Genomic DNA, 21,791 nt, shown 5'->3' with positions numbered 1-21,791 from the left:
GATAAACGCCACTCGTCCGCCATAAACCCCTACGGTTGAAATCCCCCCCGCCACCCCCATATGAGTTTCCATCCGGGCATTTTCGCCCCGCTGCGTGGAGACTCTCCCCTTGACCACCATCGTTTCAGTACGTCGCCACGGCAAAGTCGTCATGGGTGGCGACGGCCAGGTTTCCCTGGGCAATACCGTGATGAAAGGCAACGCGAAAAAAGTGCGTCGCCTGTACCACGGCCAGGTGCTTGCCGGTTTCGCCGGTGCCACCGCCGACGCCTTCACCCTGTTCGAGCGTTTTGAAGGCCAACTGGAAAAACACCAGGGCCACCTCGTCCGTGCCGCCGTCGAGCTCGCCAAAGAATGGCGTACCGACCGCTCCCTCAGCCGTCTCGAGGCCATGCTGGCCGTCGCGAACAAAGACGCGTCGCTGATCATCACCGGCAATGGCGATGTGGTTGAGCCTGAACATGGCCTGATCGCCATGGGGTCCGGCGGTGGCTACGCCCAAGCGGCGGCCAGCGCGCTATTGAAAAAAACCGACTTGTCGGCCCGCGAAATCGTCGAGACCGCCCTGGGCATCGCGGGCGATATCTGCGTATTCACCAACCACAACTTCACCATTGAGGAGCAGGACCTCGCCGAGTAAGCCGTAGGCTTATTCCCGCTTGAGGGCCGCACACACTATGTCCATGACTCCCCGCGAAATCGTCCATGAACTCAATCGCCATATCATCGGCCAGGACGATGCCAAGCGCGCCGTTGCCATTGCACTGCGTAACCGCTGGCGCCGCATGCAACTGCCCGAAGAACTGCGCGTTGAAGTAACGCCGAAGAACATCCTGATGATCGGCCCGACCGGCGTCGGTAAAACCGAAATCGCCCGGCGCCTGGCCAAACTGGCCAATGCACCGTTCATCAAGGTCGAAGCGACCAAGTTCACCGAAGTCGGCTATGTAGGCCGCGATGTCGAGTCGATCATCCGCGACCTGGCCGACGCGGCCCTGAAGCTGCTGCGCGAGCAGGAAATGACCAAGGTCAGCCTGCGCGCCGAAGACGCCGCCGAAGAACGCATCCTCGATGCCCTGTTGCCGCCGGCACGCATGGGCTTCAACGAAGACGCCGCACCGGCCTCGGACTCCAACACCCGCCAGCTGTTCCGCAAGCGCCTGCGCGAAGGCCAGTTGAACGACAAGGAAATCGAGATCGAAATCGCCGAAGTGTCCGGCGTCGACATCTCCGCGCCGCCTGGCATGGAAGAAATGACCAGCCAGTTGCAGAACCTGTTCGCCAACATGGGCAAGGGCAAGAAGAAAAGCCGCAAGCTCAAGGTGAAAGAAGCGCTGAAGCTGGTACGCGACGAAGAAGCAGGGCGCCTGGTCAATGAGGAAGAGCTCAAGGCCAAGGCCCTGGAAGCGGTCGAGCAGCATGGCATCGTGTTTATCGACGAGATCGACAAGGTCGCCAAGCGCGGTAACTCCGGCGGCGTCGATGTGTCCCGTGAAGGCGTACAGCGCGACCTGCTGCCGCTGATCGAAGGCTGCACCGTGAACACCAAGCTGGGCATGGTCAAGACCGACCACATCCTGTTTATCGCCTCCGGTGCATTCCACCTGAGCAAGCCAAGCGACCTGGTGCCGGAGCTGCAAGGCCGCCTGCCGATTCGCGTGGAACTCAAGGCGCTGACCCCAGGCGACTTCGAGCGCATCCTCAGCGAGCCGCATGCATCGCTCACCGAGCAGTACTGTGAGCTGCTGAAAACCGAAGGCTTGGGCATCGAGTTCCTGCCGGACGGTATCAAGCGCCTGGCGGAGATCGCTTGGCAGGTCAACGAGAAGACCGAGAATATCGGTGCTCGTCGCCTGCACACCTTGCTGGAGCGCCTGCTTGAGGAAGTGTCCTTCAGCGCCGGTGACCTGGCCGGTGCGCAGAATGGCGAAACGATCAAGATCGATGCCGACTACGTCAACAGCCACCTGGGTGAATTGGCGCAGAACGAAGATCTGTCTCGTTATATCCTGTAAGCCATATACAGGATCGCTTTGCTTTCATGTGGGAGGGGGCTTGCCCCCGATAGCGGTCTGTCAGAAAGATGTATGCCTGACTGACCACTGCTATCGGGGGCAAGCCCCCTCCCACATTTTGAGCCGGTTTATTCAGGATCATCATCAATGTCCAAATTTCCTACTGCTGTAAACCTGCACACAACCTCCAACACCCTCGGCCTCACCTACGGGCCCGATGAGGCCTACCGGTTGCCCGCCGAATTCCTACGGGTTCACTCGCCCTCCGCCGAGGTCCAGGGCCACGGCAAACCCATCCTGCAATTCGGCAAGCTCAACGTGCGCTTGAGCAAGGTCGAACCGGCCGGCCAGTACGCACTGAAATTGACCTTCGACGACGGACATGACAGCGGACTGTTCACCTGGGACTACCTCTACCAATTGGCCGTGCGTCAGGACGCACTGTGGGCTGACTACCTCGCCGAGCTCAAGGCAGCCGGCAAAACCCGCGACCCGAGTCAGTCGGTCGTACGGCTGATGCTCTAGCCCAGGCTTCTTGCTCTTTAGAGGGCATTTTCTAATTTCATCTGCTTGAATGCCCTGTCGCGTGGCCAACGATTGGCCCGCTTGCGAAAAAAATTAAACTCGGGTAACCAATGGAACTGGCAAGTTCCCTGCATTTGACGATGCGGTATCAACGGTCACCCGAGTCGCAGTACCTGGCTTGTGTTGTGTATCGAAAACTGGTGCGCAGCGGTACCCGGTACTCGTCTTTCGGACAATGGAGCGTCGTAGATGAGTAACAAGAATAACGATGACTTGAAACGCCAGGCCTCGGAAAACACCCTGGGGCTCAACCCGATCATCGCGTTACGTAAAAAGGATTTACTGGCCTCGGCCAAGATGGTGCTGACCCAAGCCATCAAGCAGCCGTTGCACAGCGTCAAGCACGTCGCCCATTTTGGCGTTGAATTGAAGAACGTGATGTTCGGCAAATCGCAGCTGCAACCCGAAAACGATGACCGTCGCTTTCACGACCCGGCCTGGAGCCAGAACCCGCTGTACAAACGCTACCTGCAAACCTACCTGGCGTGGCGCAAGGAACTGCACGACTGGATCGGCGACAGCAACCTGTCGGAACAGGACATCAGTCGCGGCCACTTCGTGATCAACCTGATGACCGAAGCCATGGCCCCCACCAACAGCGCGGCCAACCCGGCGGCAATCAAGCGCTTCTTCGAAACCGGCGGCAAGAGCCTGCTCGACGGCCTGTCCCACCTGGCCAAGGACATGGTGCATAACGGCGGCATGCCGAGCCAGGTCAACATGGGCGCCTTTGAAGTCGGCAAGAGCCTGGGCACCACCGAAGGCGCGGTAGTGTTTCGCAATGACGTACTGGAGCTGATCCAGTACAAGCCGATCACCGAGCAGGTGCATGAGCGCCCGTTGCTGGTGGTGCCGCCGCAGATCAACAAATTCTATGTGTTCGACCTGAGCCCGGATAAGAGTCTGGCGCGCTTCTGCCTGCGCAATGGCCAGCAGACCTTTATCGTCAGTTGGCGCAACCCGACCAAGGCCCAGCGCGAGTGGGGCCTGTCCACCTACATCGAGGCGCTCAAGGAAGCGGTGGACGTGGTCACGGCGATTACCGGCAGCAAAGACATCAACATGCTCGGCGCCTGCTCCGGCGGCATCACCTGCACCGCCCTGCTGGGCCACTACGCCGCGCTGGGTGAGAAGAAGGTCAACGCCCTGACCCTGCTGGTGAGCGTGCTGGACACCACCCTGGACACCCAGGTGGCGCTGTTCGTCGACGAGCAGACCCTGGAAGCGGCCAAGCGCCACTCCTACCAGGCCGGTGTGCTGGAAGGCCGCGACATGGCCAAGGTGTTTGCCTGGATGCGCCCCAACGACCTGATCTGGAACTATTGGGTCAATAACTACCTGTTGGGCAACGAGCCGCCGGTGTTCGACATCCTGTTCTGGAACAACGACACCACGCGCTTGCCCGCCGCGTTCCACGGCGATCTGATCGAATTGTTCAAGAACAACCCACTGGTACGCGCCAACGCCCTGGAAGTGTGCGGTACACCGATCGACCTCAAGCAGGTCACCGCCGACATCTACTCCCTGGCCGGCACCAACGACCACATCACGCCGTGGCAGTCCTGCTACAAGTCGGCGCAGCTGTTTGGCGGCAAAGTAGAGTTCGTGCTGTCCAGCAGCGGGCATATCCAGAGCATCCTCAACCCACCGGGCAACCCCAAGGCACGCTACCAGACCAGCGACAGCCTGGCGGGCAAGCCGCTTGAATGGCAGGAGAATGCGACCAAGCACACTGACTCGTGGTGGCTGCATTGGCAGGCGTGGCAGGCGGAAAGAGCGGGCAAGCTGAAGAAGGCTCCGACAACATTAGGCAATAAAACCTACGCCGCAGCAGAGGCGGCGCCAGGCACCTATGTGCACGAACGCTAGATTGAAATGCGTTCAAATGTGGGAGGGGGCTTGCCCCCGATAGCGGTGGACCAGTTGATACTGTGGTGACTGATACACCGCCATCGGGGGGCAAGCCCCCTCCCACACTGACCTCACTCGGACTGCAATACTTCACAGGGCTTGAGCATGCCGCAACCGTTCATCTTCCGTACCATCGACCTGGATGGCCAGACCATCCGCACGGCGGTACGCCCGGGCAAGCCCCACTTGACACCGTTGCTGATCTTCAACGGCATCGGCGCCAACCTTGAGCTGGTGTTTCCGTTCGTCCAGGCCCTGGACCCGGACCTGGAAGTGATTGCCTTCGATGTGCCAGGGGTGGGCGGTTCGTCCACGCCCAAACGGCCGTATCGTTTCCCTGGCCTGGCCAAGCTCACCGCGCGCATGCTCGATTACCTGGATTATGGCCAGGTGAATGTGGTGGGTGTGTCCTGGGGCGGCGCACTGGCGCAGCAATTTGCCTATGACTACCCGGAGCGTTGCAAGAAGCTGATCCTCGCTGCCACCGCCGCCGGTGCGGTGATGGTGCCGGGCAAGCCGAAAGTGTTGTGGCTGATGGCCAGCCCCCGGCGGTATATCCAACCGTCCCACGTGGTGCGCATTGCGCCGATGATTTATGGCGGCTCGTTCCGCCGCGACTCGAAACTGGCCGCCGAGCACGCCAGCAAAGTGCGCTCGGCCGGCAAGCTGGGCTACTACTGGCAACTGTTCGCGGGGCTGGGCTGGACCAGCATCCACTGGCTGCACAAGATCCGCCAGCCGACCCTGGTGCTGGCCGGGGACGACGACCCGCTGATCCCGCTGGTCAACATGCGCATGCTGGCCTGGCGCATTCCCAACGCACAGTTGCACATCATCGATGACGGCCACCTGTTCCTGATCACCCGGGCTGAAGCCGTGGCACCGATCATCATGAAATTTCTCGAGGAGGAGCGCATGCGGGCCGTGATTCACCCGCGACCAGCGGTGTAAGGACCACACCGCCGCGCAACTTGCCGAGAACCGACTATGGTTCTGAATTGGCGTGCCTGTTGATGGCTTGACGAAGGAGTGTTGGCTCATGCGAGAAAGACCCGTGACGAACCCGGCGCCCACCCCCGCCGCGTTCATCAACGCGCAAAACGCGATCACCGGCCTGCGCGGTCGGGATTTGCTGTCGACCCTGCGCAGCGTTGCCGCCCACGGCTGGCGTAACCCGCTGCACACCGCCCGTCACGCCCTGGCCCTGGGCGGTCAGTTGGGGCGCGTGCTGCTGGGTGAGACCGTGCATGAGCCCAACCCGCGCGACAGCCGCTTCACGGACCCGACCTGGACGCTCAACCCCTTCTACCGACGCAGCCTGCAGGCCTATCTGAGCTGGCAGAAAGAAGTCCGCCACTGGATCGACGACAGCACCCTGAGCAGCGACGACCGGGCCCGTGCGCACTTTGCCTTCTCGCTGCTCAACGACGCCGTCTCCCCCTCCAACACCCTGCTCAACCCGCTGGCCGTCAAGGAGTTGCTCAACTCCGGCGGCAACAGCGTGGTGCGCGGCGTGAGCAACCTGCTCGACGACCTGCTGCACAACAACGGCCTGCCGCGCCAGGTGACCAAGCAGGCGTTCGAAGTCGGCAAGACCGTGGCCACGACCCCAGGCTCGGTGGTGTTTCGCAATGAGCTGCTGGAGCTGATCCAGTACAAGCCCATGAGCGAAAAACAGTACGCCAAGCCGCTGCTGATCGTGCCGCCGCAAATCAACAAGTACTACATTTTCGACCTGAGCCCGGCCAACAGCTTTGTGCAATACGCACTGAAGAACAGCCTGCAAACCTTTATCGTCAGTTGGCGCAACCCGGATGTGCGTCATCGCGAATGGGGCTTGTCCACGTATGTGGCGGCGCTGGAGGAAGCGCTCAACGTCTGCCGGGCCATCACCGGTGCCCGCGAAGTCAACCTGATGGGCGCCTGCGCCGGGGGCCTGACCATTGCCGCCCTGCAAGGCCATTTGCAGGCCAAGCGCCAGTTGCGGCGCATCTCCAGCGCCAGCTACCTGGTGAGCCTGCTGGACAGCCAGATTGACAGCCCCGCCACCCTGTTCGCCGACGAACAAACCCTCGAAGCCGCCAAGCGCCGTTCCTACCAGCAAGGCGTGCTCGAGGGCCGCGACATGGCCAAGGTGTTCGCCTGGATGCGTCCCAACGACCTGATCTGGAACTACTGGATCAATAATTACCTGCTGGGCAAGGAACCGCCGGCCTTCGACATCCTGTATTGGAACAACGACAACACGCGCCTGCCCGCCGCACTGCATGGCGACCTGCTGGACTTCTTCAAGCACAACCCCCTGAGCCACCCCGGTGGCCTGGAGGTATGCGGCACGCCTATCGATTTGCAGAAGGTCACGGTGGACAGCTTCAGCGTGGCCGGGATCAACGACCACATCACGCCGTGGGACGCGGTGTACCGCTCCACCCAGTTGCTCGGCGGCGACCGGCGCTTCGTGCTGTCCAACAGCGGGCATATCCAGAGCATCCTCAACCCGCCGGGTAACCCCAAGGCCAACTATGTCGAGAACCCCAAGCTGAGCAGCGACCCACGGGCCTGGTACTACGACGCCAATCACGTCGAGGGCAGTTGGTGGCCGCAGTGGCTGGAGTGGATCCAGCAACGCTCAGGCGTACAGCGCGAAACCCTCACCGCCCTGGGCAACCAGAATTACCCACCGATGGAAGCGGCGCCGGGCACTTACGTGCGCGTGCGCTGAGCTCAACGATCACATTAAGAAGACTGGATGAAGACCCGCGACCGTATCCTTGAATGCGCACTGCAGCTGTTTAACCAGAAGGGCGAACCGAACGTGTCGACCATGGAGGTGGCCAATGAAATGGGGATCAGCCCCGGCAACCTCTACTACCACTTCCATGGCAAGGAGCCACTGGTGCTCGGGCTGTTCGAGCGCTTCCAGAGTGAGCTGATGCCCCTGCTCGACCCACCGGCAGACGCCCAACTGGAAGCCGAGGACTATTGGCTGTTCCTGCACTTGATCATCGAGCATATGGCTCACTACCGGTTTTTGTTCCAGGATCTGTCAAACCTGGCGGGGCGCCTGCCGAAACTGGCCAAGGGCATTCGCAACCTGCTCACAGCGCTCAAGCGCACCCTTGCTTCATTGCTTGCGAGGTTGAAGGCATCGGGGCAGTTGGTCAGTGATACCCAGGCGCTTGGGCAGTTGGTAGAACAGATCACCATGACCCTGTTGTTCTCTCTGGATTACCAGCGAATTCTGGACCGCGAAGGCGAAGTGCAGGTGGTGATCTACCAGATCATGATGCTGGTGGCGCCGCATCTGCTGCCCACCGCGCGGCAGGCCACCGAGCGTTTCGCGCTCAAGTACGTGGATCACGCGCCATAGAAAATGCCCGACCTCTACAGGCCGGGCATTTTTTTGTCCCAAAAAGATCAGGACTGGCTGGACGGCGTCGGGGTAACCGGCGCTGCAGTCGGAGCCACAGCTGCGGGCGTCGGTGCGGACACCGAGTTGGCCGTGGAAGCAGTGGATGCGGGTGCACTGGCAGGTTTGGCCGCTACAGCTGGCTTGGGCGCCGCTGGTTTTTTGGCCGCAGCTGGCTTCTTCACGACGGCCGGTTTGGCCGCTGGCTTGGCTGCAGGTTTTGCAGTGGCTGCCTTGGCAACGGGTTTGGCGGCTGCGGTTTTTGCTGCTGGCTTGGCGGCGGGTTTAGCAGCTGCCTTGGCTGCAGGTTTAGCTGCTGGCTTGGCAGCCACTTTTGCGGCCACTGGTTTAGCGGCAGGCTTGGCAGCCGGTTTGGCCGCTGCGGTTTTTGCCGCTGGCTTGGCTGCTGGCTTGGCGGCAGCTTTGGCTGGAGCCTTGGCAGCCGGCTTGGCGGCAGCTTTTACCAGAGGCTTGGCAGCGGCTTTCGCGGCGGGCTTGGCAGCAGCGATTTTAGCGGCAGGCTTGGCTGCCGGTTTGGCGGCTGCGGTTTTCACCGGAGTCACTTTGGCGCCGGTGAGCTTTTCGATCTGCTTGGTCAGGGTATCGACCTTGCTATGCAGCGCCTTCAATTCCGCTTTGCTTGGCACCCCAAGCCGCGAAATAGCACTGTGGAGGCGTTTATCGAACGTCTCTTCCAACTTGCCCCAAGTGTCAGAAATGCTCGACTTGGCGGAGCCGGCAGTTGCCTTCGCCGCTTCAACTTTTTTACCCACCGTGCTCTTGGTCAACTTCTCGGCTTTCTCGCCGTCTTTAACCAGCGTCTCGAAGAGTTTGCTGCCGTCACTGTCGATCTTCGAGTAAACGCCTAAACCAGCGAGCCAGATTTTGCGGGAATATTCTTCAACTTTCCCGACCCACGAGCTGCCTTCTTTCTGAGTAGTCTTTTTAACAGCCATCCCGATGTCTCCTTAGTGTTTACGCGCGACACGTTCGAGCAATGCCGTCAGCTCTTCGAGCTTAGCAGAGAGTGTCTCCACGTCATGTTTAGTCGCAATGCCGATTCGATTCAAGGCACTTGCAACACGAGTATCAAAAGCTTTTTCAACTTTATCCAGCTGAACTTCAACCAGGCCTTTGACGCTGGAGACATTACTCTTTACTTGGTCAATCTGACTATTGGCAGCATCCAGTTGTTCAACTACAACTTTTTTGCCTTTACTTTCAACATGTTGGCCAGTTTTAACCAGCTCTTTGAAGTACTCGCCGCCCTCGCTTCCGACCTTGGCGTAGGCCCCAAGACCTGCCAGCCAGATCTTGCGGGCGTAGCTTTTAACGTCACTCAGGGCAGTGGTCTGAGCGTCGATTTTTTTCTTCAGGATAACTTTGGCCATGGTGCACCTCACGCAGAATAGGGTGGAGGAACGGCCCACAGGAGTTGAGGGCTTGGGCACAAAGTAGGTTGAAAAATTAGAATCGGCACCCTAAGAGCAATCGGATCAGGCCAGGGCTTTATCCAGGGCTTTCTCGATTTCGGACTTGATGGTGCCACTCATGGCCGACATCAACAGGCCCAGTTCCACATCAATACGCAGCGAATCATCCGCCACCCACACCGTGCCTTTAACCCCCGAACGCTTGAGGTTCAAGGTGTCGCCAGACCACGACGGCTCCAGGCCATATTGCTCCTGGAGTTTGCTCGCCAACTTTTCGGCCTTGGCGCGTGCGCCTTCTTTACCCAGGGAATGTGCGCGCTCAACGGTAATACGGGCCATTGCAATGACTCCTCTTTATAACGACTGGAACACCCGCCATGCGGCAAAAGGTCTCGGTGGCCCTCTATCTTACCTTCAGCCTTGCCAAGACAAAGCAGGCCTTGGGGATTATCATGTCCCGCATTCTCTTTTGGTGACAGCGATATGACTGATCAGCGCAAAGGCAGCGATGCCGAACCCACCACTCACTTCGGTTTCAAGAACGTCCCGGAAAGCCAGAAAGCGGAAAAAGTCGCTGAGGTGTTCCACTCCGTAGCCGCCAAGTACGACCTGATGAACGATGTGCTCTCGGGTGGCATGCACCGCCTGTGGAAACGCTTCACCATCGAGCTGTCGGGCGTGCGCACCGGCAACCGCGTGCTGGACATCGCCGGCGGCACGGGCGACCTGGCGGCCAAGTTCTCCAAGCTCGTCGGCCCGACCGGCCAGGTGGTGCTGGCAGATATCAATGGCTCGATGCTCAAGGTCGGCCGCGATCGCCTGCTCGACAAAGGCGTGGCCGGCAATATCGAATTCGTCCAGGCCGACGCTGAAAAGCTGCCGTTCCCCGACAACCATTTCGACTGTGTGACCATCGCCTTCGGCCTGCGCAACGTGACCCACAAGGAAGACGCGATCCGCTCGATGCTGCGCGTGCTCAAGCCGGGTGGCCGCCTGCTGGTGCTGGAGTTCTCCAAGCCGACCAACGCGCTGATGTCCAAGGTCTACGACACCTACTCGTTCGCCTTCATGCCGTTGATGGGCAAGCTGATCACCAATGACGCCGAAAGCTATCGCTACCTGGCCGAGTCGATCCGCATGCACCCCGACCAGGAAACCCTGAAGTCGATGATGGTGGAGGCCGGTTTCGACCGCGTGACGTACCACAATATGACGTCGGGCATCGTCGCCCTGCACCGCGGCATCAAGCCCTGATGCTGCTCAAAGGTCTTCTCGCCAGCGTCGAACACGGCCTCAACCGTGTACTGCACCTGGACAGCACCGCCCTGGCACGGCTCGCGCACCTGAACGGCAAGATCATTGCCGTCGACTGCCGCAGCCCTGCCTTGCAGCTGTTTATCCTGCCCAGCGATGAAGGCCTGCTGCTTGCCAGCCACTGGGCTGCCGAGGCCGACTGCACCCTGCGCGCGTCGGCCTCCAGCCTGTTGCATCTGGCGCTGAGCCGTAACAAGACCGCCATCCTGCATGGCCCGGAAGTGGAGCTGGAAGGCGATAGCGCGGTGCTGATGGACCTGGCCGCCGTGCTGCAGGACCTGGAGCTGGACTGGGAATACGAGCTGTCACAATGGATCGGCCCAGTCGCCACCCAACTGATCAGCGGGCACCTGCGCAGCCGCGCACGCTGGTACCAGCAGGGGTTCGCCAGCCTCAACCAGAACCTCGCCGAATACCTGAGCGAAGAATCGCGCACCCTGGTCGGACAACGGGAAGCGCAAGCGCGCTTTCGCGAACTCGACAAGGCCAAAATCGACCTGGAACGCCTTGAGGCACGCTTCGAGCGCCTGAGCCGTTCCCTTGATCCAAGCGATAACGCATGAAGCTGCTCGCCGTCCGCCGTTTGTTTCGTATCCAGCGCGTCGTAATCCGCTACCGCCTCGATGACCTGCTGTTCGCCCTGCCTCTCCCCTGGTTCCTGCTGGCGGTGCGCTATGTGCTGCCGTGGCGCTGGTTCCCGCGCAAGCCGCTGGAACTGAGCCGTGGCGCGCGCCTGCGCCTGGCCCTGCAGGACCTGGGGCCGATCTTTATCAAGTTCGGGCAGATTCTCTCGACCCGCCGCGACCTGCTGCCCGAAGACATCGCCGACGAACTGATGCTGCTGCAAGACCGCGTGCCGCCGTTTGATTCGCAGCAGTCGATGAAGCTGATCGAAGAGCAACTGGGCAAGAAAATCAGCGACGTGTTCAGCCGCTTCGACGTCGAGCCCCTGGCCTCGGCCTCGGTGGCACAAGTGCATGCCGCGCAACTCAAGACCGGCGAAGAAGTGGTGGTGAAGGTGATCCGTCCGGGCCTCAAGCCGATCATCGGCCAGGACCTGGCATGGCTGTTTATCCTCGCCCGCGCCGCTGAACGCTTTTCTGCCGATGCGCGCCTGCTGCACCCGGTGGACGTGGTCGCCGACTACGAAAAAACCATCTACGACGAGCTCGACCTGCTGCGCGAAGCGGCCAACGCCAGCCAGCTCAAGCGCAATTTCGAAGGTTCGCCGCTGCTGTATGTGCCGCAAGTCTACTGGGACTGGTGCCGCCCGAAAGTGCTGGTAATGGAGCGTATCTACGGCGTGCAGGTCACCGACCTCGCCACCCTGGCCGACCAGCGCACCGACATGAAAATGCTGGCCGAGCGTGGCGTGGAAATTTTCTTCACCCAGGTGTTCCGCGACAGCTTCTTCCATGCCGACATGCACCCAGGCAACATCTTCGTCAGCACCGTCAACCCGTGGAGCCCGCAGTACATCGCGATCGACTGCGGCATCGTCGGCAGCCTGACCCCGGAAGACCAGGATTACCTGGCACGCAACCTGTTCGCCTTCTTCAAGCGCGACTACCGCCGCGTGGCGCAGTTGCACATCGACTCGGGCTGGGTACCGGCAGAAACCAAGCTCAATGAATTCGAAGCGGCGATCCGTACCGTTTGCGAGCCGATCTTCGAAAAACCGTTAAAAGATATTTCCTTCGGCCAGGTGCTGATGCGCCTGTTCCAGACCGCGCGACGCTTCAATATGGAAGTGCAGCCGCAGCTTGTTCTTTTGCAGAAAACCCTGCTGAACATCGAAGGCCTGGGCCGTCAGCTGTACCCGGACCTCGACTTGTGGAACACCGCACAACCGTTCCTCGAACGCTGGATGCGCGAGCGCGTCAGCCCGAAAACCCTGCTGGGCAACCTGCAAAGCCAGGTCGAACAGCTGCCGCACTTGGCCAATATGACCCGCGACCTGCTGGAGCGCATGTCCCAGCCCCACGCCAAGGACCCGTCGCCACCGTGGCAACAGCGCAAGGATGACTGGTTCCTGCGCTTGCTGGGGGCCGCGCACCTGGTGGGCGGGGTGATGCTGGCCATCGGCGGGCCATTGAACGAGTTGGGCCACTGGCCGGCCGGGATCATGGTCGCCGTGGGTGTTTATCTGATCGTGCGTCGATAGCCGATCCGGTTATACACTGTCGCAAATTGCCGGAGCCGAACGATGAAAGACTGGCTGGACGAGATCAAGTGGGACAGTGACGGCCTGGTGCCGGCCATTGCCCAGGACTACAAGACCGGGCGCGTGCTGATGATGGCCTGGATGAACCGCGAGGCCCTGAGCCTCACTGCCGCCGAGCAGCGCGCCATTTACTGGTCACGTTCGCGTGGCAAACTGTGGCGTAAGGGCGAAGAGTCCGGGCACGTGCAGACCCTGCACGAGATACGCCTCGACTGCGACGCCGACGTGGTGATCCTGATGGTCGAGCAGATCGGCGGCATTGCCTGCCACACCGGCCGCCACAGCTGCTTCTATCGCGTGTTCGAGAACGGCGAATGGAAGGTGGTGGAACCGGTACTCAAAGACCCGCACGCCATTTATTCGGCAGGACACTGAACATGAGCGATACCCTGAACCGTGTGGCCCAGGTGCTGGAAGACCGCAAAGGCGCGGACGCCGACAGCTCGTATGTGGCGAGCCTGTATCACAAGGGCCTGAACAAGATCCTGGAAAAACTCGGCGAAGAATCCGTCGAGACGATCATCGCTGCCAAGGATGCCGAGATCAGCGGCGACTGCAGCAATGTGATCTACGAAACCGCCGACCTGTGGTTCCACAGCCTGGTCATGCTCGCCCAACTGGGGCAGCACCCACAGGCCGTGCTGGATGAACTGGACCGTCGCTTCGGCCTGTCCGGGCATGCCGAAAAGGCCTCGCGCCCGTCCGCCTGAATAACTTTTAACGAGGAATTGCAGCATGGGCATTTTTGACTGGAAACACTGGATCGTCATTCTGGTGGTGGTGGTACTGGTGTTCGGCACCAAGAAACTGAAAAACCTCGGCACTGACGTCGGCGAGTCGATCAAGGGCTTTCGCAAGGCCATGAACGACGACGAAAAACCGGCCGAGCCCGTCGTCAACCCGGTGCCGCCGGCCCAGCCTGTCCACCCGCAGGCCGCCCAGCCGATTACCGAGCGTCGTACCTTCGACGTGCAGGCTGAAAAAGTCGAAGAGCCGACCCGCAAAGACTCGTGAGCACTGACTAATGTTTGGTATCAGCTTCTCTGAACTGCTGCTCGTCGGCCTCGTGGCCTTGCTGGTGCTGGGGCCGGAACGCCTGCCCGGTGCCGCACGCACGGCCGGCCTGTGGATCGGGCGCCTGAAACGCAGTTTCAACGCCATCAAACAGGAAGTTGAACGGGAAATCGGCGCCGATGAAATCCGCCGCCAACTGCACAACGAACACATCCTGTCGTTGGAGCAAGAGGCGCGCAAAATTCTGTCGCCGGTGCAGGAGCCGGCCAAACCGGTGGAGCCTGTGGCCGAGCACAGCATCGCGCCCACACCCGCAGCGACCGAAGCCACACCGGTCGCGCCAGGCCCGACCGCTACCCCGACAGAGCCAGCGCCGGCGCCCGTGGCGTCGCCCGCTCCCCATGACCCTACATTGCCGCCGCGAGCCCCATGAGCGCTGATAAACCGGAAAACGACCAGCATATGCCGCTGGTCTCGCACCTCACCGAGCTGCGTACCCGCCTGCTGCGTTGCGTAGCGGCAATCTTCGTGATCTTCGCCGGGCTGTTCGCCTTCACCCAGCAGATCTACACCTTCGTCTCCACGCCCTTGCGCCAGTACCTGCCGGCCGGCGCGACGATGATCGCCACCGATGTGTCGTCGCCGTTCCTGACGCCGTTGAAGCTGACGATGATGGTCTCGCTGTTCCTGGCGATCCCGGTGATCCTGCATCAGATCTGGGGCTTTATCGCACCAGGGCTGTACAAGCATGAGAAGCGCATCGCCGTGCCGTTGCTGGTGTCGAGCATCCTGCTGTTCTATACCGGCATGGCATTCGCCTACTTCCTGGTGTTCCCGCTGATCTTCAAGTTCTTCGCCGCTGCCACCCCCGCTGGCGTGGAGATGATGACCGACATCACCAGCTACCTCGACTTCGTGATGACGTTGTTCTTCGCCTTCGGCGTGGCCTTCGAGATCCCCGTGGCCGTGGTGCTGCTGGTATGGATCGGCGTAGTCGACGTGAAGTACCTGAAGAAGGTCCGCCCGTACGTGATCATCGGCTGCTTCGTGGTCGGCATGATCCTGACGCCGCCGGACATCTTCTCCCAGACCCTGCTGGCGGTGCCGATGTGGATGCTGTTCGAGATTGGCATCCTGTTCAGCGGCCTGATCAGCAAGCGGGGCGAGCACCCGGATGACCAACCCGCCGACGATGACCAGCCGCCAGCGACCCAGCCGTGAACCTGCTGCTGCTGGAGGAGGCCGACTTTATCGCGGCCGACCGGGTGGTGCTGCGTGATCGGCGCCTGGTGCATATGCAGGACGTCCACCGTGTGGCGGTGGGCGACAACCTGCGCGTGGGGCGCATCGGCGGCCTGATGGGCAATGCGCAACTGCTGCGCCTGGACGCCCGCGAGGCCGAGCTGCAAGTCAGCTTCGAGCTGCCGCCCCCGGCCAAACTGCCCCTGACCCTGTTGCTCGCCCTGCCGCGCCCGAAGATGCTGCGTCGGGTGCTGCAAACCGTGGCGGCCATGGGTGTGCCGAAAGTGGTCCTGCTCAATAGCTACCGGGTTGAGAAGAGCTTCTGGCAAACCCCGTTCCTGGAGCCTGCGGCGCTTCGCGAGCAACTGATCCTCGGTCTCGAGCAGGCTCGGGACACGGTGCTGCCGGAAATCATCATCGAAAAACGTTTCAAGCCATTCGTCGAAGACCGCCTGCCGGCCATGACGCAAGGCACCCTCGGCCTGATCGGCCACCCCGGCGACTATCCGCCTTGCCCGCGTGCCCTGGACGAGCCGGTCACCCTGGCCATCGGCCCGGAGGGCGGCTGGATTCCCTACGAGGTGGATCTGTTGGCCAAGGCCGGCCTGCAGCCGGTGCAGTTGGGCGCTCGCATCCTGCGCGTGGAAACCGCCGTCACTGCCCTGCTCGCCCGCCTCTTCTAACCACACGACCCTCCCACAGTCGCACCACGGCGCTACAGAATCCCGTTTGCAGGCCGATACCCCCTGAATAAATCTAAGCTTTGCTCCAGGGGAGTTCGCAGCATGTATCGTTGGTTAGCCGAAAAGCTGGGGAATGTCAGCGTCAAAACCAAACTGGGCGTCGGCTTTGGTCTGGTACTGCTGCTGACGCTGGTGATCACCTTCACTGGCTGGACCGGCCTGGGTGATGTGATCAGTCGTGGCGACAAACTGGGGTATATCTCCAGCCTCAATGCCTTGACCAAAGACCTGCGTCTGGCCCGCCTGGACTACGAAATGCGCCGTGGCGAGCAAGGCACCAGCGCTGTCAGCGAGTTGCTGAACCAGCTCGACAGCGGCCTGAAGACCGCCCGCACCCTGATCGAACAACCGGCCGACGTCGCCCTGATCGACGAGCAACTGGCGGCCGTGGAGCAGTACAAGCGAGCCTTCAACGACATGGCACAAGCCGGTGCCAATCGCGAAAACGCGCGCAGCAAGTTGGGCGATACCGCCGACAATGCCGTGCTCAAGATAGGCGAAGTCGAAAAATCCCTGCTGCAAGGCGACAGCGTCACCCAGTTCAACAACGTGGTCAGCCTGAGCAAGCTGATCCAGCAAGCGCGCTTCCAAGTGCGCGGCTACACCTACAGCGCCAAGGTCGAAGCCGAGCAACCGGCCCTTGATGCCATCGACAACGCCCTGAAAAAAATCACCGAGCTGGAAGGCCAACTGCCGGCCAACTACCAGGCCAACCTGCAACAGGCCAGCGTCTCGCTGCAAGCCTATCGCGCGGCCGTCAGCCAGTACCGTGACTCCCAGGTGGCCAGCGCGGCAGCACTCAAGGCCATGGGTGCCCAGGGCGATATCCTGCTCAGCCATAGCGAAAAACTCACGGCCTCCCAGACCGTGGTGCGTGACACCGACGCTGCACAAGCCAAGTACCTGTTGCTGCTGGCCACCGTGCTGGCGTTGATCTTCGGCCTGGTCGCCGCCTGGGCCATTACCCGCCAGATCATCATCCCGCTGAGCCAGACCCTCAAGTTGGCCGAGCGCGTCGCCTCGGGCGACCTGAGCCAAAACCTGACGTCGGAGCGCCAGGACGAACTCGGCCAACTGCAACGCGCCATGCAAAGCATGACCGTCGGCTTGCGCGAATTGATCGGCGGCATCAGCGAAGGCGTCACCCAGATTGCCAGCGCTGCCGAGCAGCTCTCGGCCGTCACCGAGCAAACCAGCGCCGGGGTCAACAGCCAGAAAGTCGAGACGGACCAGGTGGCCACGGCCATGAACGAAATGGCGGCCACTGTGCAGGAAGTCGCCCGCAACGCGGAAGAAGCCTCCGAAGCCGCCGTAGCCGCCGACCAGCAGGCCCGCGAAGGCGACAAGGTAGTCGGTGAAGCCATCGCCCAGATCGAGCGCCTGGCCACGGAGGTCGGTAATTCCACGGTGGCCATGGGCGATCTGAAGCGCGAAAGCGACAAGATCGGCAGCGTGCTCGACGTGATCAAGTCGGTGGCCCAGCAAACCAACCTGCTGGCCCTGAACGCCGCCATTGAAGCGGCGCGCGCCGGCGAGGCCGGGCGTGGTTTTGCAGTGGTGGCCGATGAGGTGCGCAGCCTGGCCCAACGCACCCAGAAGTCCACCGAAGAGATCGAAGAACTGATCGTCGGCCTGCAAAGCGGCACCCAGCAAGTGGCGACCATCATGGACAACAGCCGTGGGCTCACCGACAGCAGTGTCGAGCTGACCCGCCGGGCCGGCAGCGCCCTGGCGAGCATCACTCGCACCGTGTCGACCATCCAGACGATGAACTCACAGATCGCCACGGCGGCCGAGCAACAAAGCGCGGTGGCCGAGGAGATCAACCGCAGCGTACTGAACGTGCGCGATGTGTCCGAGCAGACCTCCGCCGCCAGTGAAGAAACGGCCGCGTCCAGTGCCGAACTCGCGCGCCTGGGTAACTACTTGCAAACCCTGGTCGGACGCTTCCGCATCTGACCGGTCATGCGCGGCGCCCCTTCCAGGTCGCCGCCACACGACAACTTGTGAAATTTCCTACGCAGTTATCAGCCCGCCATCACCTCGAATCGTTTTAGCGTTTCTAACGAAGCGTTTATTCCGATTCGGAGGTTCACCATGTTTCCTCGGCTGATCCGCTTGCTGGCCAATGCCAGCGTCCGCCTCAAGCTCGCCCTGGGGTTCGGCCAAGTGCTGATCCTCAGCCTCATCATCGCCGCAACCGGCTGGCAAGCCTTGAATGTCGCGCTTTTCCGCTCAGCCAACCTGACGGTCCAGGGTCAACTCACTGCGGCCGCCGAAGCGGTGCGCGCCGACCGTATCGTGTATCGAACCCTGACGGACACGGCCAGCCTCGACGCCATGAACACGCGGATCGAGCAAATCGGCCAACACCTGAGTTATCTGTCAAACCATCTGCTCGCCCCGGCCGACTTGCAGCGCATTCAGGAAGCGGAGCGCCTGGTGATCGGCTTCAAGACCGGCCTGACAGAGCTACCGCCCCTGATCGAACGGCGAGAAGCCATCCACGCCTCCCTGCATCAATCCAGCCTCCAGGCCAGCGATACCCTCACCCAAGTGGCCAGCGACCTGCCCGACCAGAATGACCAGCAGGCCCTCGACGCCATCGAGAACCTGCGCCAGGCCATGGCACGGGCCGAGGATCGCGCCCAGGCGCCCGCCTGGGCCGCCGTCTCATTGAATGCCTATGCCGAAGGGGTGGGCCGAACCCTTGACACCCTGGACGTCGCTCAAGCGGCCGTGACCAGCCTGCCCGTGGACTCGGCCTTGCTCAAGGCAGGCGTGGCCGCCTATCGGGCGCAGTTGATCACGCTCAAGGAAGCCCAAGTCGTCACGGAGACGGTCCAGAACCGACTTGAACACCAACTCAACCAGTTGCTTGAACAGAGCGAACAGGTGATCGACAGCCAGATCTTCAAGCGCGACAACGAGGCGGACAACACACGTCGACTGCTTATCAGCGTGACCCTCGGCGCCTTATTGCTGGGCTCGCTGGCCGCTTGGTGGATCGCCCGACAAATTGCCGTGCCGCTGCGTCAGGTACTGATCACCGCCAATCGCATCGCCGAGGGCGACCTGCGCCACACCGCCGAGGTGGAACGCCGGGATGAACTGGGCCATTTGCAGCACAGCATCGGGCAGATGACCCGTAACCTGCGCCACCTGATCAGTGGCATTGGTGACAGCGCCCGACAGATTGCCAGCTCGGCCGGGCAACTGTCCGCCGTGACCGAGCGGACCCTGGCCGGAGTCAACCATCAGAAAATTGAAACCGACCAAGTCGCCACCGCCATGAACGAAATGCTCGCCACGGCCCAGGAGGTCGCACGGCATGCCGAAAAAGCCTCGCTCGCGGCCACCGAGGCAGACCAACTGGCCAACGTGGGGGACAAGGTGGTTGCGCAGGTGATTGAGCAAATCGGCCAGTTGGCCGATGAAATGGCGCTCTCCGGCCGAGCGATGCTGACGCTGCAGCAGGAAAGCAGCAAGATCGGCAGTGTGCTGGATGTAATCAAGTCGGTGTCCCAGCAAACCAACCTGCTGGCGTTGAACGCGGCGATCGAAGCGGCACGCGCGGGCAATGCCGGCAAAGGGTTCGCCGTGGTGGCCGATGAAGTACGCAGCCTGGCCCAACGTACCCAGGCGTCGGCGGAGGAAATCGAAGGGCTGATCCTCGGCCTGAACAACGGCACCTGGCAGGTGGCAGACATCATGGACAGCAGCCGCAACTTGACCGATTTCAGCGTCGGCCTGAGCCGCGACGCGGGCGACGCGCTGGCGGCCATCGCGCGCACGGTATCGGTGATCCAGGAAATGAACCCACAGATAGCCGCCGCCGCCGAGGAGCAAAGCGCGGTGGCCGAGGAGATCAATCGCAGCGTATTGAAGGTACGGGACGTGACCGAACAAACCGCCGCCGCCAGTGAAGAAACGGCGGCGGCGAGCGTTCAGTTGACGCGGCTGAGCCTGGATTTGCAGGCGCTGGTCGGCAAGTTCAAGCTCTGAGGTTCACGGCACGCGTGGTGAGTGAGCGTGCTCGCCCACCACACAGAGCCCTTTCCCCAAGAACCATCAGCGCTACAACACCTGGCGCAGGAACGCCTGGGCACGCGGGTCTTTCGGCGCGTCGAAGAACTGCGCCGGAGACGCATCTTCGAGCAACTTGCCGTGGTCGAAGAACAACACACGGTCTGCCACTTCACGGGCAAAGCCCATTTCATGGGTGACGCAAACCATGGTCATGCCTTCCAGGGCCAGGGTCTTCATCACGTCCAGCACTTCGCCGACCATTTCCGGGTCGAGGGCCGAGGTGGGCTCATCGAACAGCATCACCTTGGGTTCCATCGCCAGGGCACGGGCGATCGCCACCCGCTGCTGCTGGCCGCCGGACAGGCGCGACGGAAATTCATTGGCCTTTTGCGCGATGCCGACCTTTTCCAGGAGTGCCAGGGCCTTGGCTTCGCGTTCCTTCTTGCCGCGCTTGCGCACGACTTTTTGCGCCAGGCACAGGTTTTCCAGAACCGTCATGTGCGGGAACAGGTTGAAGTGCTGGAACACCATGCCGACTTCACGCCGATAGGCATTCACGTCGGTTTTCGGGTCGGCCAGTTGCAGGCCATCGATGCTGACCGAGCCCGAATCGAACTCTTCCAGACCATTGAGGCACCGCAGGAACGTGGACTTGCCCGAGCCTGACGGGCCAATCACCACCAGCACTTCGCCCTTGGCCACCTGAGTGGTCACATGGTCCACCGCGCGCACCACATGGCCTCGGGTGTCGAAGACTTTTACCAGATCGCGGACTTCAATCACTTTGTGCGAGCCTCCGCTCAAGCCGGCTGGCCATTTTCGACAGCGGCAGGTTGATCAGCAGGTACAGGCCTGCGACGCAGAACAGGATTTCAAACGGCGAGAACGAGGTGGTGATCACTTCGCGCCCGCTCTTGAGCAGCTCGGTAATCGCGATCACCGAGACCAGCGAGGTGTCTTTCACCAGGCTGATAAATTGCCCGGCCAGCGGCGGCAGCACGCGCTTGAAGGCCTGCGGCAGCACCACATGGCGCATCGACTGGCTGGCGCTCAGGCCCAGGGAGCGAGCCGCCTCGTTCTGGCCACGGGTAATGGACTGCACGCCGGCGCGGACGATTTCCGCCACGTAGGCGCCCGTGAACAGCGACAGCGCGGCGATCCCGGCGAATTCCCGGGACAGGTTGAGCACCGTGCCGATAAAGAAATAGAAAATGAAGATCTGCACCAATAGCGGCGTACCGCGCACCAGTTCGACGTAGATCGTCGACAGATCGCGCAGGGTCGGATTATTGGACAGCCGGCATAATCCGGTGGCAAGGCCAATCGCAAGGCCGAGAATCCCGGACACCACCGACAGCCACAACGTGGTCCACAAGCCCCACATCAATGGGCCCAACGCCCAATGGCGGTTAACCCCGATGACATCGCCTTCGGCCACATCATCGCCGCGCGCCACTTGCAGGCTGTTGCCGGCCACACTCACGCGTTGTTCGACGCCGGCATCGTTGCGCAGGGTGACTTCGGCCACATCGCCTTTGCGCACCAGTTCAACGACGGTTGAAATGTCTGCGGCGCGCTGGGACTCTTCGGCCTGGTAGGCGAAGTATTGCGGTACACGGTTCCAGCGCCATTCGTAGGACATCAGCGAAGTGGCGTAATACAAGGCGCCCGCCAGGCCGACCAGCACGACCACGGTCAGCAGGTGCCAGGGCCATTGGGCTTTTTTCTGTTTCATTACTCAACATCCAAAAGAATCGGGGTACGCGCACCTGATGTGGCAAGCGGGCTTGCTCTGTGGCGAGCGGGCTTACTGTGCTGAGCGGGCCTGTTGTGGCGAGCGGGCTTGCCCCGCGTTGGGCTGCGAAGCAGCCC

The 21,791-nt window shown here is 61.5% G+C and carries 23 protein-coding genes and 2 pseudogenes; 20 read left to right on the top strand and 5 right to left on the bottom strand.

The features are described 5' to 3' along the window. The first annotated feature begins 109 nt into the window (after positions 1–109). The 7 genes from hslV (at position 110) to ACODSV_RS29095 (ending at position 7,881) form a co-directional block, all read left to right on the top strand. Positions 110–640 (top strand): ATP-dependent protease subunit HslV, encoded by a 531-nt coding sequence (gene hslV / locus ACODSV_RS29125; protein ID WP_010563201.1) that lies wholly within the window; start codon positions 110–112, stop codon positions 638–640. A 37-nt stretch (positions 641–677) separates the two neighbouring features. Further along, positions 678–2,015: an ATP-dependent protease ATPase subunit HslU gene (gene hslU / locus ACODSV_RS29120; RefSeq protein ID WP_024072953.1), complete on the top strand. Its 1,338-nt coding sequence runs from the start codon at positions 678–680 to the stop codon at positions 2,013–2,015. A gap of 147 nt (positions 2,016–2,162) precedes the next feature. Then, positions 2,163–2,540, top strand: coding sequence for a gamma-butyrobetaine hydroxylase family protein (locus tag ACODSV_RS29115; protein ID WP_024072952.1), 378 nt, complete (start codon positions 2,163–2,165; stop codon positions 2,538–2,540). Between the two features lie 249 nt (positions 2,541–2,789). Beyond that, positions 2,790–4,469 carry a class II poly(R)-hydroxyalkanoic acid synthase gene (gene phaC, locus ACODSV_RS29110; RefSeq protein WP_024072951.1) on the top strand — a complete coding sequence of 560 codons (1,680 nt, stop codon included), beginning with the start codon at positions 2,790–2,792 and terminating at the stop codon, positions 4,467–4,469. Positions 4,470–4,616: 147 nt separating this feature from the next. Next, complete coding sequence (phaZ, locus tag ACODSV_RS29105; RefSeq protein ID WP_024072950.1) at positions 4,617–5,462, top strand: poly(3-hydroxyalkanoate) depolymerase; 846 nt, start codon at positions 4,617–4,619, stop codon at positions 5,460–5,462. Between the two features lie 88 nt (positions 5,463–5,550). Further along, positions 5,551–7,233, top strand: a complete 1,683-nt coding sequence (gene phaC / locus ACODSV_RS29100; RefSeq protein WP_102625139.1) for a class II poly(R)-hydroxyalkanoic acid synthase — start codon at positions 5,551–5,553, stop codon at positions 7,231–7,233. 27 nt (positions 7,234–7,260) lie between these two features. After that, positions 7,261–7,881 carry a TetR/AcrR family transcriptional regulator gene (locus ACODSV_RS29095; RefSeq protein ID WP_150055814.1) on the top strand — a complete coding sequence of 207 codons (621 nt, stop codon included), beginning with the start codon at positions 7,261–7,263 and terminating at the stop codon, positions 7,879–7,881. A 47-nt stretch (positions 7,882–7,928) separates the two neighbouring features. On the opposite strand, the gene ACODSV_RS29090 is transcribed toward ACODSV_RS29095, so the two are convergent. The 3 genes from ACODSV_RS29090 to ACODSV_RS29080 all read right to left on the bottom strand — a co-directional run bounded on the left by ACODSV_RS29090 (position 7,929) and on the right by ACODSV_RS29080 (position 9,692). Next, a complete protein-coding gene (locus ACODSV_RS29090) occupies positions 7,929–8,876 on the bottom strand; it encodes a phasin family protein (protein ID WP_024072940.1) in 948 nt (315 codons plus the stop codon). Positions 8,877–8,888: 12 nt separating this feature from the next. Further along, a complete protein-coding gene (locus ACODSV_RS29085) occupies positions 8,889–9,311 on the bottom strand; it encodes a phasin family protein (protein ID WP_024072939.1) in 423 nt (140 codons plus the stop codon). Positions 9,312–9,416: 105 nt separating this feature from the next. After that, positions 9,417–9,692, bottom strand: a complete 276-nt coding sequence (locus tag ACODSV_RS29080; RefSeq protein ID WP_024072938.1) for a polyhydroxyalkanoic acid system family protein — start codon at positions 9,690–9,692, stop codon at positions 9,417–9,419. 144 nt (positions 9,693–9,836) lie between these two features. Between ACODSV_RS29080 and ubiE the strand changes: the two genes are divergently transcribed. The 13 genes and pseudogenes from ubiE to ACODSV_RS29015 all read left to right on the top strand — a co-directional run bounded on the left by ubiE (position 9,837) and on the right by ACODSV_RS29015 (position 19,895). Next, the gene (ubiE, locus tag ACODSV_RS29075; protein WP_003171186.1) at positions 9,837–10,607 is read left to right on the top strand and encodes a bifunctional demethylmenaquinone methyltransferase/2-methoxy-6-polyprenyl-1,4-benzoquinol methylase UbiE; all 771 of its coding nucleotides are present in this window, start codon (positions 9,837–9,839) and stop codon (positions 10,605–10,607) included. Next, positions 10,607–11,230, top strand: coding sequence for a ubiquinone biosynthesis accessory factor UbiJ (locus ACODSV_RS29070; protein WP_150055815.1), 624 nt, complete (start codon positions 10,607–10,609; stop codon positions 11,228–11,230). Before ubiE ends, ACODSV_RS29070 begins: the two co-directional genes overlap by 1 nt. Then, positions 11,227–12,831, top strand: coding sequence for a ubiquinone biosynthesis regulatory protein kinase UbiB (gene ubiB, locus ACODSV_RS29065; RefSeq protein WP_024072935.1), 1,605 nt, complete (start codon positions 11,227–11,229; stop codon positions 12,829–12,831). Before ACODSV_RS29070 ends, ubiB begins: the two co-directional genes overlap by 4 nt. Positions 12,832–12,873: 42 nt before the next feature. After that, the gene (gene hisI, locus ACODSV_RS29060; protein WP_024072934.1) at positions 12,874–13,266 is read left to right on the top strand and encodes a phosphoribosyl-AMP cyclohydrolase; all 393 of its coding nucleotides are present in this window, start codon (positions 12,874–12,876) and stop codon (positions 13,264–13,266) included. 2 nt (positions 13,267–13,268) lie between these two features. Continuing rightward, positions 13,269–13,601, top strand: a complete 333-nt coding sequence (locus tag ACODSV_RS29055) for a phosphoribosyl-ATP diphosphatase (protein WP_150055816.1) — start codon at positions 13,269–13,271, stop codon at positions 13,599–13,601. A 25-nt stretch (positions 13,602–13,626) separates the two neighbouring features. Continuing rightward, the gene (locus tag ACODSV_RS29050) at positions 13,627–13,905 is read left to right on the top strand and encodes a twin-arginine translocase TatA/TatE family subunit (protein WP_024072932.1); all 279 of its coding nucleotides are present in this window, start codon (positions 13,627–13,629) and stop codon (positions 13,903–13,905) included. Between the two features lie 10 nt (positions 13,906–13,915). Next, positions 13,916–14,338 carry a Sec-independent protein translocase protein TatB gene (gene tatB, locus ACODSV_RS29045; protein WP_024072931.1) on the top strand — a complete coding sequence of 141 codons (423 nt, stop codon included), beginning with the start codon at positions 13,916–13,918 and terminating at the stop codon, positions 14,336–14,338. Beyond that, the gene (gene tatC, locus ACODSV_RS29040; RefSeq protein WP_024072930.1) at positions 14,335–15,126 is read left to right on the top strand and encodes a twin-arginine translocase subunit TatC; all 792 of its coding nucleotides are present in this window, start codon (positions 14,335–14,337) and stop codon (positions 15,124–15,126) included. The genes tatB and tatC overlap by 4 nt, the downstream gene beginning before the upstream one ends. Beyond that, positions 15,123–15,830: a 16S rRNA (uracil(1498)-N(3))-methyltransferase gene (locus ACODSV_RS29035; RefSeq protein ID WP_024072929.1), complete on the top strand. Its 708-nt coding sequence runs from the start codon at positions 15,123–15,125 to the stop codon at positions 15,828–15,830. Before tatC ends, ACODSV_RS29035 begins: the two co-directional genes overlap by 4 nt. A 102-nt stretch (positions 15,831–15,932) precedes the next feature. Beyond that, positions 15,933–16,991, top strand: a pseudogene (locus ACODSV_RS29030) (methyl-accepting chemotaxis protein); the annotation flags it as partial. Further along, positions 16,977–17,849 carry a methyl-accepting chemotaxis protein gene (locus ACODSV_RS29025; RefSeq protein WP_370694634.1) on the top strand — a complete coding sequence of 291 codons (873 nt, stop codon included), beginning with the start codon at positions 16,977–16,979 and terminating at the stop codon, positions 17,847–17,849. The pseudogene ACODSV_RS29030 and the gene ACODSV_RS29025, both read left to right, overlap by 15 nt. A 138-nt stretch (positions 17,850–17,987) precedes the next feature. Then, positions 17,988–19,037 (top strand): annotated as a pseudogene (locus ACODSV_RS29020) (methyl-accepting chemotaxis protein); the annotation flags it as partial. Beyond that, complete coding sequence (locus ACODSV_RS29015; protein WP_411741555.1) at positions 19,032–19,895, top strand: methyl-accepting chemotaxis protein; 864 nt, start codon at positions 19,032–19,034, stop codon at positions 19,893–19,895. The pseudogene ACODSV_RS29020 and the gene ACODSV_RS29015, both read left to right, overlap by 6 nt. Positions 19,896–19,967: 72 nt before the next feature. Here ACODSV_RS29015 and ACODSV_RS29010 read toward each other — a convergent pair whose 3' ends face one another. Both ACODSV_RS29010 and ACODSV_RS29005 read right to left on the bottom strand, forming a co-directional pair. Next, entirely contained in the window at positions 19,968–20,702 is a 735-nt protein-coding gene (locus ACODSV_RS29010) for an amino acid ABC transporter ATP-binding protein (protein WP_024072926.1), read from the bottom strand. Further along, a complete protein-coding gene (locus ACODSV_RS29005) occupies positions 20,695–21,654 on the bottom strand; it encodes an amino acid ABC transporter permease (RefSeq protein ID WP_024072925.1) in 960 nt (319 codons plus the stop codon). Before ACODSV_RS29005 ends, ACODSV_RS29010 begins: the two co-directional genes overlap by 8 nt. Positions 21,655–21,791 lie beyond the last annotated feature (137 nt).

The sequence above is a fragment of the Pseudomonas sp. FG86 genome (assembly GCF_057808775.1).
The sequence above is the reverse complement of the archived record's forward strand: the minus strand, read 5'-3'. Positions and strand labels throughout refer to the sequence as shown.